The organism is Prochlorococcus sp. G4PB16 (assembly GCF_059772465.1).
Map to the genome: position 1 here is coordinate 1,675,182 of NZ_CM186289.1, position 16,160 is coordinate 1,691,341.

The following is a 16,160-nucleotide window of genomic DNA, read 5'->3' on the forward strand; positions in this document are numbered from 1 at the left end:
TCCTACATATTCGCCACGGAAAGGGTCATTCTCCTTTATTATTGCTGCTGGCAGTTTAATTAGCTGCTCTTATTTACTCGTCCCTTTAGGGACATAATACATTCGTCCTCATGACCACCATTCAGCAGCAGCGTTCTTCGTTGCTCAAAGGTTGGCCACAATTCTGCGAGTGGGTTACTTCCACCAACAACCGTATCTATGTCGGTTGGTTCGGTGTATTGATGATCCCTTGCCTTCTTGCGGCAACAACTTGTTTCATCGTTGCATTTATCGCTGCTCCTCCAGTTGATATCGACGGTATCCGTGAGCCAGTAGCTGGTTCATTTATGTACGGAAACAACATCATTTCTGGTGCTGTTGTTCCTTCAAGTAACGCTATCGGCCTTCACTTCTACCCAATCTGGGAAGCAGCAACTCTTGATGAGTGGCTATATAACGGCGGTCCTTACCAGCTTGTAATCTTCCACTTCCTTATTGGTATCTCTGCATACATGGGACGTCAGTGGGAGCTTTCATACCGTTTAGGTATGCGCCCATGGATCTGTGTTGCTTATTCAGCTCCTGTATCAGCAGCTTTCGCTGTATTCCTTGTTTACCCATTCGGTCAGGGTTCATTCTCTGATGGTATGCCTCTAGGAATTTCTGGAACATTCAACTTCATGTTCGTTTTCCAGGCTGAGCACAACATTTTGATGCACCCATTCCATATGGCTGGTGTAGCAGGTATGTTCGGTGGTGCTTTGTTCTCTGCAATGCACGGTTCTTTGGTTACTTCATCACTTATTCGTGAGACCACAGGACTTGATTCACAGAACTACGGTTACAAGTTTGGACAAGAAGAAGAGACATACAACATCGTTGCAGCTCATGGCTACTTCGGTCGTTTGATCTTCCAATATGCAAGCTTCAACAACAGCCGTAGCCTTCACTTCTTCTTGGCTTCATGGCCAGTAATTTGTGTTTGGTTGACATCTATGGGCATCTGCACCATGGCGTTCAACTTGAACGGCTTCAACTTCAACCAGTCTGTAGTTGATACTTCAGGCAAGGTTGTACCAACCTGGGGTGACGTACTTAACCGTGCAAACCTTGGTATGGAAGTAATGCATGAGCGTAATGCTCACAACTTCCCACTTGACCTAGCAGCTGCTGAGTCTACTTCTGTAGCTCTTGTTGCACCTGCAATTGGTTAAGTCTTTAACTTGATCTTTTCAAAAGCCCTCTTTAAGAGGGCTTTTTTTTTCTTTTTTTCTATCCATTACATGATTTGTTTGTTTTTTAGCAAGTATTGATTAGCATTTTGTAGATAGGTTTATTTATGGGAAGTAGTTTCGGAAAACTTTTTAGTATCAGCACCTTTGGTGAATCTCATGGTGGCGGTGTAGGTGTAATTATTGATGGCTGTCCACCAAGGTTGGAGCTTGATATAAATCAAATACAAAAAGATCTCAATCGTAGAAGGCCTGGACAAAGCAAAATCACTACTCCAAGAAATGAAAGTGATGAAGTTGAAATTCTCAGTGGTCTTTTAGGGAACAAGACCTTAGGAACACCAATTTCAATGCTTGTAAGAAATAAAGATCATCGGCCTAAAGATTATTCTGAGATAAAAAAAACTTTTAGACCATCTCACGCCGATGCTACTTATCAAAAAAAATATGGAATTCAGGCTTCAAGTGGTGGAGGGCGAGCATCAGCAAGAGAGACGATAGGTAGAGTCGCTGCTGGTTCTATAGCAAAGCAACTCCTCATTCAGTTTTCTAATACAAAAATACTCGCTTGGGTAAAGAGAATTCATAATATTGAGGCTGATATTCAACCCGGTGAAGTTACTTTTGATGATATTGAGAAAAATATTGTTCGGTGTCCCAATCAAGCAGCTGCAAATTTAATGATTGAGAGAGTGGAGGCCGTTGGTAAAGAAGGAGACTCTTGTGGCGGAGTAATAGAATGTGTTGTTCGAAATCCACCAGTAGGGCTTGGCATGCCTGTTTTTGATAAGTTAGAAGCTGATTTGGCAAAGGCATTAATGTCTTTGCCTGCAACTAAAGGCTTTGAGGTTGGCTCTGGTTTCGGAGGTACTTATCTGAAAGGGAGTGAACATAATGATCCTTTTTTGCCATCGGATTCGGATCAATTGAAAACTGCTACTAATAACTCAGGAGGAATTCAAGGAGGTATTACTAACGGTGAGGATATAGTCTTGAGAGTTGGATTTAAACCAACAGCAACGATTAGGAAAAGTCAAAACACAATTGATGAAGATGGTAATGCCACAACGCTTAAGGCAATAGGAAGACATGATCCTTGTGTTTTACCAAGGGCAGTCCCAATGGTTGAAGCAATGGTTGCTCTTGTTTTGGCTGATCATTTACTTAGACAACAAGGACAATGTACTGAATATTTTTTAAAGGATTAATCATTTCCGCTGATACTTAAACAAGTAATTAATTTTTTGTTTTAAGAATTGGTTTTCAATAATCTTTTAGCCATATCTCTAGATCTTTATCAGGTAATTGATTTCGTAATTCTCTTCCAATGACCAATGCATCATATCCACTTTTTAGTAATTTTTTTAAGTTTTTACTTTTAATTCCTCCTGCACCAATAAAAAAAATATCCTTGTTTTTTAATGCTCGTAATTCGTTTATAAAGTTAATGCCTAATTTTGACACAGGAAAGATTTTTATTATTTTATATCCTAGATCGATAGCTTCTCTAAAATTTTCAATATTGGAGATTCCTGGAATGACTAATTGATTATATTTTAGGGCTTGGAGATGTATCTCTTTGTTGAACAATGGACTCATGGAATAATTTAGATTTAATGAGATGATTGAGTCTAAAGATTGTTTTGAAGTAATTGATGCCACGCCTATATTAATTGAGTTGAATTTCTTTTTGATTTCTGATACCAAATTGACCCATTCTGGATTTGGATCCCACCCTATTTCAATATTTTTTATACCATGATTAGAGAGATTTTCTATTTTTAAAAGTAAACTTTCTCTTTTCTTTGCGTTATTAAAAAACTGACTTTCGAGTCTAATTACAACTACGAGGGGCTGCCTTTTAAGAGATTTTATTAAATTATTTTGCTTGATTTCCAGCAATTATATTTACAAATTATGCATATTCAGCAACTTTGACTTCATGGCGAATTAATAAATCCTGGAATTCAAGAGAATCAACGGTCTCAGTTTCCATAAGCATTGCTGTTAACTCTTCAAGTACTTGACGATTGTCATTTAAAGCCTTTTTAGCTCTTTCATATGCAATTTCAACAAGTATTGAGACTTCTGAATCAATAGTGGCAGCTGTATCTTCAGAAAAATCTCTTTCAGCAGAGATGTCTCTACCAAGGAACATTCCACCTTGTGATCGACCTAGAGCTACAGGGCCTAACTTGTCACTCATGCCAAATTTAGTAATCATTTGCCTAGCGACAGAAGCTACTTGCTTTAGATCATTTGATGCTCCGGTAGTTACCTCATCTTCTCCGTATATTATTTCCTCTGCAACTCTCCCTCCAAGAGCAACAGCCATTTGGTTTTGTAGGTAAGACCTTGAATATAGCCCAGATTCCATTCTTTCTTCACTTGGGGTGAAAAAAGTCAGACCCCCAGCTTGTCCTCTTGGAATGATTGAGATCTTTTGTACAGGATCATAATCTGGCATTACAGCACCAACCACTGCATGGCCAGCTTCATGATATGCAACTAGCCTTTTACGCTTTTCACTAATGACTGTGTCTTTCTTCTCAGGACCAACCATAATTCTTTCAATAGCAGCTCCAATTTCGTTATTGCTAACCTCTGTGAGTTCTCTTCTGGCAGCTAAAATCGCAGCTTCATTCAAAAGATTTGCAAGATCTGCCCCAGTAAAGCCAGGTGTTCTTCTAGCTACTTGATCAAGGTCAACTCCCTTTGAAAGAGTTTTGCTTCTTGCATGAACTTTGAGTATTTGTAATCTACCTGAGTAATCAGGTCTATCTACGGTTACTTGCCTGTCAAATCTCCCTGGACGCATTAGTGCTGAGTCGAGAACGTCAGGCCTATTAGTCGCGGCAACAATGATTATTCCTGAATTTCCTTCAAACCCATCCATTTCTGTTAGTAGTTGATTAAGTGTTTGTTCTCTTTCATCATTCCCACCCCCAAGTCCTGCTCCGCGCTGACGTCCTACAGCGTCAATTTCATCGATAAAAACTATGCAAGGAGCATTCTTTTTAGCTTGTTCAAAAAGGTCTCTAACTCTGCTAGCACCAACTCCAACAAACATTTCTACAAACTCAGAACCAGATATAGAAAAGAAAGGAACCGAAGCTTCACCTGCTACAGCCTTTGCAAGCAAAGTTTTACCTGTTCCAGGGGGTCCAACTAATAAAACACCTTTAGGAATTTTCGCACCGACAGCTGTAAAGCGATCAGGATTTTTTAGGAAATCAACTACTTCAGTAAGTTCAAGCTTTGCCCCTTCAATACCTGCGACGTCTGAAAAAGTAATCTTCGTTTCTGGCTCCATTTGAAGTCTTGCTTTACTCTTTCCAAAACTCATTGCTGGATTTCCTCCGCCACCAGAGCCAGCTCTTCTGAATAGAAAAAATAGACCTCCTAATAAAAGTATTGGGAAAATTAGGCTGCTAGCAGCTTGTTGAAGGGGATTTGCTTGAGTAGTTGGTTGTACGGCAATATCAACGTCGTTATCTGTTAATAGTTGAAGTAATTGTTGATCAGGAGCCAAATTCACTAAAGCTCTATTTCCATCACTCTCAACAATTTGAGCTGTACCTTTGTCTGGAGATATAAGCACTCTACTGACCTGTCTCTCTTGAACAGCTTCAATGAAATCGCTATATCTAAGTGTCCTAGAAGCTTTCGTCGGACTTGGCTTATCGAAAAAAGCACTTCCAACAAAAATCACAACTACGACGATTAGGACATAAAGACCAATGTTTCTCCAGCGTTTGTTCAATGTTCTTCAATATCTTCTATGAGTTTAATAGGATTAGGTCCAACTATGCGGCTCTTAGTACATCAACGACGCTTTTAAATGCAAACCATTCAGGAATTTCTTCTCCACTTCTAAGCATTTTTCTGAATTGTGTGCCGCTCAATTTTTTTATGTGTAATCCTTTTTCTTTAGCATAATCAGCGGTTACGTAGCCTTCCTCTTCTGTAAATACAAGATTTAAAGATGGAACTGTTTGCATTTCTAATTCTTCGCAGCACTCGTTGGCAAAATTTTGAGCGTCATATGGACCGTAAAAATCTTCTCCGCTTAGAGATGACTTACAGCCAGCCATATCTCGTCCGATAATGAAATGAGTGCATCCATAATTCCTTCTGATAATCATGTGCTGCAGAGCCTCTCTTGGCCCAGCCATATGCATAGAGTAAGGAAGATATGACCATCTAATTTTTGGATTATTTACTTCAGAAGCAAGTTTTTCATAGGTTTGAAATCTTACTGATCCAGGAATGTCATCTTCTTGAGTAGGACCACAAGTTGGGTGAACAAGAACAACACCATTTTGACTGACATTATTGGCTTCTAAGGCTCTAGTGAAAAGCTCATAATGGGCTCTATGAATTGGATTCCTGCACTGGAATGCAACTACATCTTCTCCATAAGGAAGTTTTTCTCTTACTTGAGAAGGGGTTTGGCAAGTAAAAACTCTTTTAGGTAATTCTAGACCTTTTATTGCGCCTCCTAAATAATATTTTTTCCTCTCCATAGAGATCATTCTTACTGCAGGATGCTCCAAAGAAGTTGTTCCATAGCAAAATTTGGCCTCAATAACTTTGTCAGGTGTCCATTTTTCTTGTACTTCTAAAATTGCTAGCTCTTGATCCTTGTAATTGAGTAAAACTGAATCTCCTGGATTTACATCCTCTCTATCTGTATCCATAACTATTGGTAAACCAAAAAGCAAACCTGATTCCAGTCGATTAGTTTGAACTACTGAGTTGTAATTTTTTTCATTCATAAACCCATTCAAAGGAGAAAAAGCACCTATTAAAAGGAGTTCAATATCACAAGCATTTCTGTCTGAACAATTTAAAGTTTTAAAAGAATTCTTTTTTAACTCTTTTGCTTCTTGATCAGATTTCATAAGATTTATAAGTTCTCCCCCATAAGGTTTGATCAAACCTTCAAGATTTTTATTAGAACTTTGCTTGCTAGTCATTTTCCCTTGAAGTAACCGGAAAATTCTCCCAGATTAAGGGCCCATATTTGAGAAATTGTTTTCATTAAATTCAGCCAAAAAAAAAGAGGGTTTTACCCTCCTTTTTTTTAATGATTGAGATGGTTATTTTTTAGGCTTTGCGACCATAAAAGATACCCTTGATTTTAATATCAACAGGATCTTTTGACCCAAGGTCATTGTCTGAAGGTTGGATAGCAACAAATTGGCCACCAAATTCATCAGTGTCTGCATCAACACTATCGACAGTAAGTGTTATTTCACCTTTACCGCCTAGATCATCTTTAACATTTTCTCTTGCAAGATCCTCATCATCACCACCACGAGCAATGAGAGCTTGAGCATATTCAACACCAGTTGACTTAGCGCGACTCTTTGGATCAAGAAAGTCTGCAGATCTATAACTTGGAGTTGTTGTTGTTCCTGAAAATTCAGCTCCTGGTTCAATTGATTTTCCTTTTTTGGATTCAGCAACCATCTCTTTAACAGAGAAAGCAAAAGGAAATTCCTCTCCATTTGGAGCTAAAACTGTAATTAGAGAGAAGTCAATACCACCTTTTTCAGTGAACTTCCCTCCAGAAAGATCTCCATAAACTTCATCAAGACTTGTATTGAAGCGAGGACTGATGATTTTTGCTATTGCAAAATCAGATTTATTTCGCTTGTTACCTGGAAGTTTTACTGAAACTTCTGTTGGCTGAAGGCATAAGCTTTTAAATTGGCCATCAGCATTGATAGAACCCGATGAACCCGCTGGTAAAACAGTGCAAGCATCAGCTTGGCCAGTATTAACAACATTGCCAAAACGAGCATTACCTTGCTCGCGCCCTTTTAAAGCTGCAGATGCGCTTGATGGGAGAGTTGTAAAGGTGAGACAAAAAGCCAGCATCAAAGCCAGCAGAGGACGAAATCGCATGAGAGGGCTAGATGACTGCGGTCGAAACCGCCCAATTAATTCAGTTGGGATATTACAGGTGTCAAATACTTCTTATCACAAGCATTTAATAGCTCTATACAACCCGTAGCTTTTGCTTTAATGAATTTACTTCTCCGATTTCACTCAAAACCCTTTTGCAGCAGTCTTTTTTGGCGTTAATGCTCTAATTTTTGAGAAAAAACAAATTCGAAAAATATCAATTAATTTTCGATTTTAGATTTCGAATTTCATCTAAAAGTTGATGAGATATTGAAAGTTTTGTTGAGAAAGACAATTTTTGGACCATCTTTTTTGGGCCTAACAAAAAACCACTATTGAAATTTTTATCAAATCCTTGCCCAGCTCTGTCAATGGGATTTGCCATGAGAAGGTCACAACCTTTTAAAACCCTTTTATTTTCTCCCTTTTCAATGATTTCATTATCACTTCCTGTTTCAGCAGCAAAACCCAGGAAAATTTGATTTTCTAATTTCTTATTCGTTTGATTTTTGATTAGATCTGGTGTCATTTCTAAATCATCAAAAATGGACTTTAAAAAAAATTCTTTAGAGATTTTTTGCTCACTTGGACTATTTTTTTGGAAATCTGATACCGCTGCAGCCATAACGATGACTTGAGCAAATGGTTGTAATTCATCAATTTTTGCAGCCATCTCAGATGAGCTTCTAACTGAATAAGTATTAATACCCTCAAGGAAATCTTCTTGGAAGTTAATTGGACCATGCACTAAATCGACTTCTGCACCTCTTAATTTTGCAGCTTGAGCTATCAAAACTCCCATTCTTCCACTACTTCGATTTGTTAGTTGCCTTGCTGCATCAAGATCTTCGACCGTAGGACCTGCTGTTACGAGAAATCTTATGTTTTTTAGATCTTTGGTAAGAAATTTATTTTCTGCTTTGAAAATAAATGCACTTTCAATTGCTAATTCAATAATATCTAAATTTACCATTTTCCCTTCACCAAATCTGTCGCAAGCTAAAAGCCCTTCACTAGGTTCTAGGCTAATAACTTGGTCAATACTATTTAGGTAATTCCAATTCTTTTTTACTGATTGATGTTCCCACATTGAGGTATTCATTGCAGCAGCAATCACAATTTGAGATTTACTAGCCAAGAGAATGCTTGCTAAAAGTCCATCAGCGTTTCCACTAGTAAATTTAGATAAAGATGTGGCGCTCATAGGTGCAACAACAATGAGCTCTGCCCATTCAGCTAAAGCAATATGCAAGGGCTTGGTTTGTGAGTCATCCCACTGATCTTTATCTTGATAACATTTATTTCTGCTTAGAGTAGATAAAGATATGGGACTAACTAACTTAGATGCGCTTTGCGTAATAACACATTTGACATCTACCCCAGCTTTAATTAGTCGGCTAACTAAAATAGGAGCCTTAACAGCTGCAATACTTCCTGTGACAGCAACTAATATTTTTCTTCCAGATAAACAGGTTAGATTATTCATGATACTTTGATGTTATATCAAATAGACCTTTAAAAGATATTTTTCAAATTTAAATAATGTGGATATTTCATATTCCAATAAATCTGATTTTTTAGATATTGGAAGAAAATAATTATTTTTGCTTTATTAGATCTTTCATTTATTATATTTATGTTAGGTATTTAACTAATGAAAAAAAATCTAGGTTAATTTTTTTTTTTACTTATGGCTAGACGAATGCAGAAAACATTTTTATATAAGTCATCTACAAAGTTTGTTGACAGGTTGGCAAATTGGGCGATTAATCCTTGGAGAAGGTATTCATTATTAGCAATAATTTTTTTGATAAGTTTTTTGATAGGTAGTTCTTTAGGTATGATTAATGGTGTTCTAGCTTTGATGGATCCTGTAGGTGCATTGATTACATTAATATTTCTGGAGATCCTAATAAAAGCTAGATTTATTTTTCTAAAGTCTAAAAAACCAATAGTACTTGTTAGGGTTTTTGATATGTTTAGAATAGGATTAACATATGGACTTTTTTCAGAGGGATTGAAACTATTATAAAAATAATTAGTTATTTTTATTTAACCCCAGTAAATACAACAAAGCCATTCTTATTGGAATACCATTCTCTACTTGTTTACTTATAAGATTGATTGAATTATCTTCCACTAATTGACTGCTGATTTCGATTCCTCTATTAACTGGTCCAGGATGTAGAACAGGGACTTTCTTTTCACACCATTTTAAATTTTCATGGGTTATTCCATATTGTGAATAATAACTATCAAGATCTGTAAGCATATTTTGCTTCATTCTCTCTTTCTGTAATCGAAGTGTCATAACTGCATCACTATTTTTTAATGCATTTTTTAGTGATCTTTCTATGAAAATAGAACCTCTCTTATTAATTGGATCAAATCTTTGCCCTGGCGGAGGGTTGAGAACAAAATCAATGAATTCTTCTGGAAGCAAGCTAGGAGGTCCGCATAGTGTTACCTCAGCTCCACATGCAGTCAGAGCCCAAAGGTTCGATCTGGCAACTCTAGAATGAAGAATATCTCCGACTATTGTGATCTTTTTATTTAAAAGACTATTAGTTGATGCTTCGCTTGGATTGAAGAAAGTAGCAAGTGTAAATAGATCCAAAAGGCCTTGACTTGGATGGCTATGAAATCCATCACCGGCATTGAGAATGGATGTATTGATATTGTTTATGTCTACGTAATTAGCCAACTCTGCGGGCACATTTGTTGACTCATGCCTAATCACTAGGATATCTGCACCCATTGAGATGTAAGTGAGAATAGTGTCTAAAGGAGTCTCTCCTTTGCTTAAAGAACTTGCCGATACAGAAAAATTTTGAACATCAGCAGATAGTCTCTTTGCTGCAAGTTCAAAGCTCGTTCTTGTTCTTGTACTTGGCTCGAAAAATAAGTTTGCGATTAATCTTCCTTGAAGTGCGGGAAGTTTTCTAGAACTTGATTTATGGACATCTTTAAATCTTTTTGTCAGTTCTAAAACTGTGTTGTAATCCTCTAAAGAAAATGTAGATAGATCAAGAATGTGATTATGTTTCCAATTATTCATAATCCCTTAAATGTGGATGGTAACCAACACTTATTTTTTGGAGGAATTCGATCTCCTTTAACCCTTTTGCTAACACTTCTACTATTTTTAAGGTACCAACGCCAAGGTAGATCTTTAGCTTGCGAAATGCCAATTCTTGTGGTTTGAACAATATTTCCGATTTTTGTTAAATTTTGTCCCTCGGTTAACCAATAATCATTTGCAGGTGTCAAGGGTAAATTGTCAAAATCCCTATTTAAACCAAACCTTTTTGCCAATAACCCTGGCCCAGAGGCAATTCTCTCGTTTTCTCCTTTTATTGCTATTGATCGAAGAAGTACACCATTTGCTAAGTTTTTTTCCCCGGTAACAATATTTACGCAGTTATTAATGCCATATGAAAGGTATATGTAAAAGTTACCAGGTTCACCAAAAAGGGTTTTGTTTCTTTGCGTTCTCCCTGAGAAGCCATGGCATGAAGCTTCTTCTTGAGAATAAGCCTCAGTTTCAACAATTATGCCAGCAAGACAGCTGTTTTTTGTTAAGCGCCTAATTAAAAAACATCCGATTAAGTTAGGTGCCACCAAATGAGATGGTCTTGAAAAGAATTCCTTTGTAAGAATTGAGATTTGATTCCTATTTCTTTTAATCCATATTACTTATTAAATAATAGATTTTCTATCTTGCTGATCAATCTACTAACACTTAAAATTTCGTAAAAGGCATTCAGATGGCAAAATGGTGGACAAAACAATTTTCTAATCGAAAGCACTAAGATCTTTGCCTCACAAGACGTCACACTCACTATCTAAAGATCTTGAAAATTTTCTATCATAACCATGACTAAAATTTCTTCATCTGATGTTCGTAAGGTTTCACGGTTAGCACGTTTAGAACTTCCAGAAGATCAAATAGAAACTTATACAGAGCAACTCGAGGAAATACTATCCTATGTAGATCAACTGAAAGAAATAGATACTGAGAATATCCCCCCAACTACTCGAGCTGTAGAGGTAGTTAACGCAATGAGAGAGGATCTAGTTGAAGTTAGTTGCTCAAGAGAAGATCTTCTTAATCAAGCACCTCAAAGGGAAGGTGATTTTTTTAGAGTTCCAAAAATACTTTAGATTTAATACTTATCTTTTGCTTTCTGTTTTAATTCTTGTTTTATGGATTAATTTAATATACTTTCTCCTCCAATTATTTGTTGGTAATATTCTTGCTATTGGTCTCATTTTACTTCTTCTTTCTTTGTGACTTCTAATTCCAAGTAGAACATCATAGAGAAAATTTAGACTATCATTTTTAGTTTCAAAAATTCCCATTCTTTGAGGTGAACCTTTTTGATCTAAAAGTGGTTTTGTGGTTTCGTAAGCTGGTTTATATTCAAACCATGGTATGGAGGGCCATAAATGATGAATTAAATGATAGTTTTGTCCCATTATTAACAAGTTCATTAATTTACTTGGATAAACTCTAGCATTTTTCCATCTATTTCTAGATTGAAAAGGTCTATGTGGTAAATAATCAAAAAATATTCCTAAAGTTACTCCAACCATCAAAGCTGGTCCAAACCACAAATTATAAATAACATTCATAAAATTATATTTAATTCCTGCAATTACTATGCAAATAAATATTCCTCTCTCAATTCCCCATTGCATTAGTTCAAACTTTCTCCAAAGTTTTCGCTCAAAGAAAAAATATTCGTGATAAAAAAATCTTGGAGCAATTAACCAAATAGGACCAAATGTACTAACTATGTGATCTGGGTCGTTTTTTGGGTCATTAACGTATTTATGATGCTCTAAATGAACTCTTGTGAAAACTGGAAAACTAAAACCTAGCAATATTGCTGACCCATGGCCCATGAATTGATTGATCCATTTATTTGGATGGGCAGCATTGTGACAGGCATCATGAATAACAGTGCCTTCCATATGAAGAGCCAAAAAAGCTAATGCAACCAAAATTGGTAATGGCCAATTCCCCTGATACCACTGCCAAACACTAACTATTGCAAGAATATATCCACCAAAGAAAAGACCTAAAGTTACGTTTATAGGCTTGGGGGGATCAAGATATTCTTGAATCTCATTTTGCCAGTCGCGTAATGACTTCAGCTTTTTCGTTGCCTTATTTTTGTCAGACCTCGATAAGCACTGGGTCATTGCTTGATGTGATTGAGATTAATTAAGCATGTACAGCTTAATTAAAAAATGCCCACCGGGAGACTTGAACTCCCACGACATAAAGTCACTGGTACCTAAAACCAGCGCGTCTACCAATTCCGCCAGGTGGGCCAAAGGTTTTCACCGACTGTCATTTAATTCTAGCAGCTCATAGATGGCTATTAAAAGACTATTTTTGATTCGTCAACGTAAAAAGATTAATGTAATTTTCATATTTGTATATGAGACATTAGAACTTCTTTTTTTATGATGCATAATTTTTAGTTGTTCCATAAGCGCCTTCACTGCAAAATAAACTCATCTTGAGAAAAATATGGTTGTTTCTATTTCAGGATACTTTTTTCTTTTTGTTGGGCTTTTGATATTGGCTTTACCTTTAATGCTTGTTGAATTAAGTAGGCCAAGAGATTGGTTGATGGGCGGACTATTTTTATTTTTAGGATTATTTCTATTAGTGGAGAATGATTTTTTAAGAGGATCAATAAATTTACTTGTTATTTCTATGGTAATTTTGTATGGAAAAATGATTTTAGAAATAATTCAAATTAGGTGGTATCAATTAAGTTCTGAAGAAAAAAAGCGAATTGGATCTTTGCAAAGATGGTTTGAATCCTTTAAACAGCTTGGTCAGAGTTTTGCTTTACTAGGTGATGGCTGTTTAAATTTTGTTAAAGGCTTCACGAATAAATCTAAGAAACCTTTAAAAGAAAAGAAATGGGTTCATCCTGAATTGCAAGAAGAGGTCAAGAAGAAAGTAGTTGATCGATCTGAGCCAATTGATTCTAATAAGATCGAAAATCAAGAATTCACTGAAAATGAAGAAACTTCTTGATAAGGTTAAAAGGCCTTAGGCAATCATGATGACTAATGAATATTTCTCAAAGTGAATAATGTCAATAAAGATTCTCAAAAGGATCTTCCCACTTACAAAGAAACTCTCAACCTTTTGCAGACTAATTTTGGGATGAGGGCAAATGCAACTCTAAGAGAACCTGAGTTGCAAGAGTTTTGGAGCGAAAAAAAGATAGATTTCGAATTAGGCTTAAACAATTCTGGAGAGACTTTTACATTGCATGATGGTCCCCCTTATGCAAATGGGACCCTCCATATGGGGCATGCTCTTAACAAAGTATTGAAGGACATAATCAATAAATTTCAAACAATGAAAGGTAAAAAAGTTTGTTATGTCCCTGGATGGGATTGCCATGGATTGCCTATTGAATTGAAAGTTCTTCAAGATATGGATAAAACTCAACGAGCTGAATTAAATCCAATTAAGTTGAGAAAAAAAGCAGCTGCTTATGCAAAAAAGCAAGTTTCACAACAAATGGATGGTTTTAAAAGATGGGGAATATGGGGGGATTGGGATCAACCATATTTAAGTTTAGACAAAAAGTTTGAGTCCTCTCAGATCAAGTTGTTTGGTGAAATGGTCTTCAAAGGATACATATATCGAGGTCTAAAACCAGTTCATTGGAGTCCAAGTTCTCAAACTGCTCTGGCCGAGGCAGAATTGGAATATCCGACCGGTCATGTGAGCAAAAGTATTTATGTCGGCTTTAAAGTTGATCAAATACCAAAAATATTAACTCAAGAAGTTTCTAAGCAAGCTCCAGATTTATTTAATTCTGAAGAACAATTAAAAGAAGCTAAACTTATAATTTGGACCACCACCCCTTGGACAATTCCTGCAAATGAGGCCATATCTGTTAACCAAAAATTAGACTATGTAATTGCACAAAGTTCTGATGGATCATTAATAATTACTGCAAATAATCTTTTGGAAGAAGTATCTGAGAGTGTAGGAATTAATTATGAAAAAAGAGTATTAATTAAAGGATCAAAATTAGATGGAATTATATATAAACACCCTTTATTTGATAAAAGAAGTCCTGTTGTCTTAGGAGGAGATTATATTACAACTGATTCAGGTACAGGATTAGTACATACTGCTCCAGGTCATGGTGTTGATGACTTTAATACTGGCAAAAAATATAATTTACCAATTTCTTGCCCAGTCGATTCAAAAGGGTTTTTGACGAAGGAAGCTGGAAAATATGAAGGTCTAAATGTATTAAAAGATGCTAATACTGTCATAATAAATGATCTGAATGATACAGGATCTTTGCTTAAAGAAATTCCATATGAGCATAGGTATCCTTATGATTGGAGAACTAAAAAACCAACTATTTTTAGAGCTACAGAACAATGGTTCGCTTCAGTTCAAGGATTTAGAGATAAAGCTCTTACTGCAATAGATGATGTAATTTGGCTTCCTGAATCTGGGAAAAATAGAATTAATTCTATGGTTAGAGAAAGAGGAGATTGGTGTATTTCCCGGCAAAGGACATGGGGGGTTCCAATACCAGTATTTTATGAGAAAAATGGGCGAGAGATTTTGCTAAATAAAGAAACTATTTCTCATATAGCTGAGTTGTTTTCTACTCATGGATCAGATATTTGGTGGGAATATGAAGAATCTCAGCTATTACCTCCTTCTTATCTAAATGAAGCAGACCGATGGCAAAAAGGTATTGATACTATGGATGTTTGGTTTGATTCTGGATCTAGTTGGTCCTCAGTTATTTCTAAAAAAGAAAATTTAAATTATCCAGCAGATTTATATTTGGAAGGATCTGATCAACACCGGGGTTGGTTTCAGTCCTCTTTATTAACTTCTGTAGCAGTTAATGAACATGCACCTTTTAAAAAGGTCCTTACACATGGTTTTGCATTAGATGAGAATGGTAGGAAAATGAGTAAATCCTTAGGAAATATTATTGATCCTTTGGTTATAATTAACGGTGGTTCAAATAAGAAATTAGAGCCCGCTTACGGAGCGGATGTTTTGAGGTTATGGGTTAGTTCTGTGGATTATTCTGCAGATGTTCCTATCGGATCAAATATACTGAAGCAAATTTCGGATGTTTATCGTAAGGTTAGAAATACTTCAAGGTATCTATTAGGCAACCTGTATGATTTTGATTATAAAAATGATTCCATTGATATCGCTAACTTACCTTTGTTAGATAAATGGATGTTGAATAGAACAGCTGAAGTAATCGATGAGATTACAGATTCATATAATAATTTTGAATTTTCTAAATTTTTCCAAACAATTCAGAATTTTTGTGTAGTGGATCTATCTAATTTTTACTTGGATATTGCAAAAGATAGGTTGTATGTTAGTTCTAAATCTGACTTTAGAAGAAGAAGTTGTCAGACAGTTTTATCCTTGGTAATTGAGAAAATATCTGGATTAATTGCACCTGTTTTATGTCATATGGCAGAGGATATTTGGCAGAATATTCCATATAGTTTAGAGGAAGCCTCCGTATTTCAAAGAGGATGGCCTTTAGCGCCTAAATCATGGAGAAATAGTAGCTTTGATTGCCATGTTATTGAACTCCGCAAACTCAGAGCTGTTATTAATCGGATGTTGGAGAGTTGTAGAAATAATCAAGAGTTAGGTTCTTCTTTGGAAGCATCAGTAAGGTTTGATATATCTGATGTAAAAGTTCAATCTGCTATTGAATGGTTGGCTCAAAGTGAATCCAATAATGTTGATGTATTAAGAGATTGGTTCCTAGTTTCATCTTTGCAAATTGGAGGTGAGCCATGGCCTGAAGTTTTAGTTAGTGAGGACAATGATATTGGTTCTGTTGAAATCGCAAAAGCAACCGGATTTAAGTGTGAAAGGTGTTGGCATTATGAAAATGAAATGAGCAAAAATGAACAACATCCCAATATTTGTAAAAGATGCGAAAAAGTAGTTTTAGCCATATAATAGATAACAATTTAATCTAA

General features: G+C 36.1%; 14 protein-coding genes and 1 tRNA gene. 6 read left to right on the forward strand and 9 right to left on the reverse strand.

From position 1 onward, the window contains the following. The first annotated feature begins 110 nt into the window (after positions 1–110). Together psbA and aroC are read left to right on the forward strand one after the other, a co-directional pair. Positions 111–1,193, forward strand: coding sequence for a photosystem II q(b) protein (gene psbA / locus AC6EIZ_RS09450; protein WP_011294225.1), 1,083 nt, complete (start codon positions 111–113; stop codon positions 1,191–1,193). 125 nt (positions 1,194–1,318) lie between these two features. After that, positions 1,319–2,419: a chorismate synthase gene (aroC, locus tag AC6EIZ_RS09455; RefSeq protein ID WP_498510760.1), complete on the forward strand. Its 1,101-nt coding sequence runs from the start codon at positions 1,319–1,321 to the stop codon at positions 2,417–2,419. A 55-nt stretch (positions 2,420–2,474) separates the two neighbouring features. Here aroC and AC6EIZ_RS09460 read toward each other — a convergent pair whose 3' ends face one another. The 5 genes from AC6EIZ_RS09460 to coaBC all read right to left on the reverse strand — a co-directional run bounded on the left by AC6EIZ_RS09460 (position 2,475) and on the right by coaBC (position 8,610). After that, entirely contained in the window at positions 2,475–3,113 is a 639-nt protein-coding gene (locus tag AC6EIZ_RS09460; protein WP_498510761.1) for a bifunctional 4-hydroxy-2-oxoglutarate aldolase/2-dehydro-3-deoxy-phosphogluconate aldolase, read from the reverse strand. A gap of 13 nt (positions 3,114–3,126) precedes the next feature. Then, positions 3,127–4,974, reverse strand: coding sequence for an ATP-dependent zinc metalloprotease FtsH (gene ftsH, locus AC6EIZ_RS09465; RefSeq protein ID WP_498510762.1), 1,848 nt, complete (start codon positions 4,972–4,974; stop codon positions 3,127–3,129). 43 nt (positions 4,975–5,017) lie between these two features. After that, a complete protein-coding gene (gene sat / locus AC6EIZ_RS09470; RefSeq protein WP_498510764.1) occupies positions 5,018–6,190 on the reverse strand; it encodes a sulfate adenylyltransferase in 1,173 nt (390 codons plus the stop codon). Between the two features lie 130 nt (positions 6,191–6,320). Further along, positions 6,321–7,124, reverse strand: coding sequence for a photosystem II manganese-stabilizing polypeptide (locus tag AC6EIZ_RS09475; protein ID WP_498510766.1), 804 nt, complete (start codon positions 7,122–7,124; stop codon positions 6,321–6,323). 217 nt (positions 7,125–7,341) lie between these two features. Further along, entirely contained in the window at positions 7,342–8,610 is a 1,269-nt protein-coding gene (gene coaBC / locus AC6EIZ_RS09480) for a bifunctional phosphopantothenoylcysteine decarboxylase/phosphopantothenate--cysteine ligase CoaBC (RefSeq protein WP_498510768.1), read from the reverse strand. Positions 8,611–8,826: 216 nt separating this feature from the next. Here coaBC and AC6EIZ_RS09485 point away from each other — a divergent pair, with 216 nt between their 5' ends. Next, a complete protein-coding gene (locus tag AC6EIZ_RS09485; protein WP_498510770.1) occupies positions 8,827–9,156 on the forward strand; it encodes a DUF565 domain-containing protein in 330 nt (109 codons plus the stop codon). A gap of 6 nt (positions 9,157–9,162) precedes the next feature. Here AC6EIZ_RS09485 and AC6EIZ_RS09490 read toward each other — a convergent pair whose 3' ends face one another. Together AC6EIZ_RS09490 and AC6EIZ_RS09495 are read right to left on the reverse strand one after the other, a co-directional pair. After that, a complete protein-coding gene (locus tag AC6EIZ_RS09490; protein ID WP_498510772.1) occupies positions 9,163–10,182 on the reverse strand; it encodes an aspartate carbamoyltransferase catalytic subunit in 1,020 nt (339 codons plus the stop codon). Continuing rightward, positions 10,179–10,748, reverse strand: a complete 570-nt coding sequence (locus tag AC6EIZ_RS09495) for a DNA-3-methyladenine glycosylase (RefSeq protein WP_498510774.1) — start codon at positions 10,746–10,748, stop codon at positions 10,179–10,181. The genes AC6EIZ_RS09490 and AC6EIZ_RS09495 overlap by 4 nt, the downstream gene beginning before the upstream one ends. Before the next feature lie 252 nt (positions 10,749–11,000). Between AC6EIZ_RS09495 and gatC the strand changes: the two genes are divergently transcribed. After that, a complete protein-coding gene (gene gatC / locus AC6EIZ_RS09500; protein ID WP_498510776.1) occupies positions 11,001–11,288 on the forward strand; it encodes an Asp-tRNA(Asn)/Glu-tRNA(Gln) amidotransferase subunit GatC in 288 nt (95 codons plus the stop codon). Positions 11,289–11,297: 9 nt separating this feature from the next. Here the strand turns inward: gatC and crtR are convergent, their stop codons facing one another. Both crtR and AC6EIZ_RS09510 read right to left on the reverse strand, forming a co-directional pair. Then, positions 11,298–12,332 carry a beta-carotene hydroxylase gene (crtR, locus tag AC6EIZ_RS09505; protein ID WP_498510778.1) on the reverse strand — a complete coding sequence of 345 codons (1,035 nt, stop codon included), beginning with the start codon at positions 12,330–12,332 and terminating at the stop codon, positions 11,298–11,300. 49 nt (positions 12,333–12,381) lie between these two features. Then, positions 12,382–12,464, reverse strand: a tRNA-Leu gene (locus AC6EIZ_RS09510). A gap of 202 nt (positions 12,465–12,666) precedes the next feature. Between AC6EIZ_RS09510 and AC6EIZ_RS09515 the strand changes: the two genes are divergently transcribed. Beyond that, a complete protein-coding gene (locus tag AC6EIZ_RS09515; RefSeq protein ID WP_498510780.1) occupies positions 12,667–13,185 on the forward strand; it encodes a hypothetical protein in 519 nt (172 codons plus the stop codon). A 51-nt stretch (positions 13,186–13,236) separates the two neighbouring features. Beyond that, positions 13,237–16,140, forward strand: a complete 2,904-nt coding sequence (ileS, locus tag AC6EIZ_RS09520) for an isoleucine--tRNA ligase (protein WP_498510782.1) — start codon at positions 13,237–13,239, stop codon at positions 16,138–16,140. Positions 16,141–16,160 lie beyond the last annotated feature (20 nt).

Coding starts and splice junctions, on each gene's coding strand:
- psbA (WP_011294225.1), top strand. CDS start 111: ATGACCACCATTCAGCAGCAGCGTTCTTCGTTGCTCAAAGGTTGGCCA.
- aroC (WP_498510760.1), top strand. CDS start 1,319: ATGGGAAGTAGTTTCGGAAAACTTTTTAGTATCAGCACCTTTGGTGAA.
- sat (WP_498510764.1), bottom strand. CDS start 6,190: ATGACTAGCAAGCAAAGTTCTAATAAAAATCTTGAAGGTTTGATCAAA.
- AC6EIZ_RS09475 (WP_498510766.1), bottom strand. CDS start 7,124: ATGCGATTTCGTCCTCTGCTGGCTTTGATGCTGGCTTTTTGTCTCACC.
- coaBC (WP_498510768.1), bottom strand. CDS start 8,610: ATGAATAATCTAACCTGTTTATCTGGAAGAAAAATATTAGTTGCTGTC.
- AC6EIZ_RS09485 (WP_498510770.1), top strand. CDS start 8,827: ATGCAGAAAACATTTTTATATAAGTCATCTACAAAGTTTGTTGACAGG.
- AC6EIZ_RS09490 (WP_498510772.1), bottom strand. CDS start 10,182: ATGAATAATTGGAAACATAATCACATTCTTGATCTATCTACATTTTCT.
- gatC (WP_498510776.1), top strand. CDS start 11,001: ATGACTAAAATTTCTTCATCTGATGTTCGTAAGGTTTCACGGTTAGCA.
- crtR (WP_498510778.1), bottom strand. CDS start 12,332: ATGACCCAGTGCTTATCGAGGTCTGACAAAAATAAGGCAACGAAAAAG.
- AC6EIZ_RS09515 (WP_498510780.1), top strand. CDS start 12,667: ATGGTTGTTTCTATTTCAGGATACTTTTTTCTTTTTGTTGGGCTTTTG.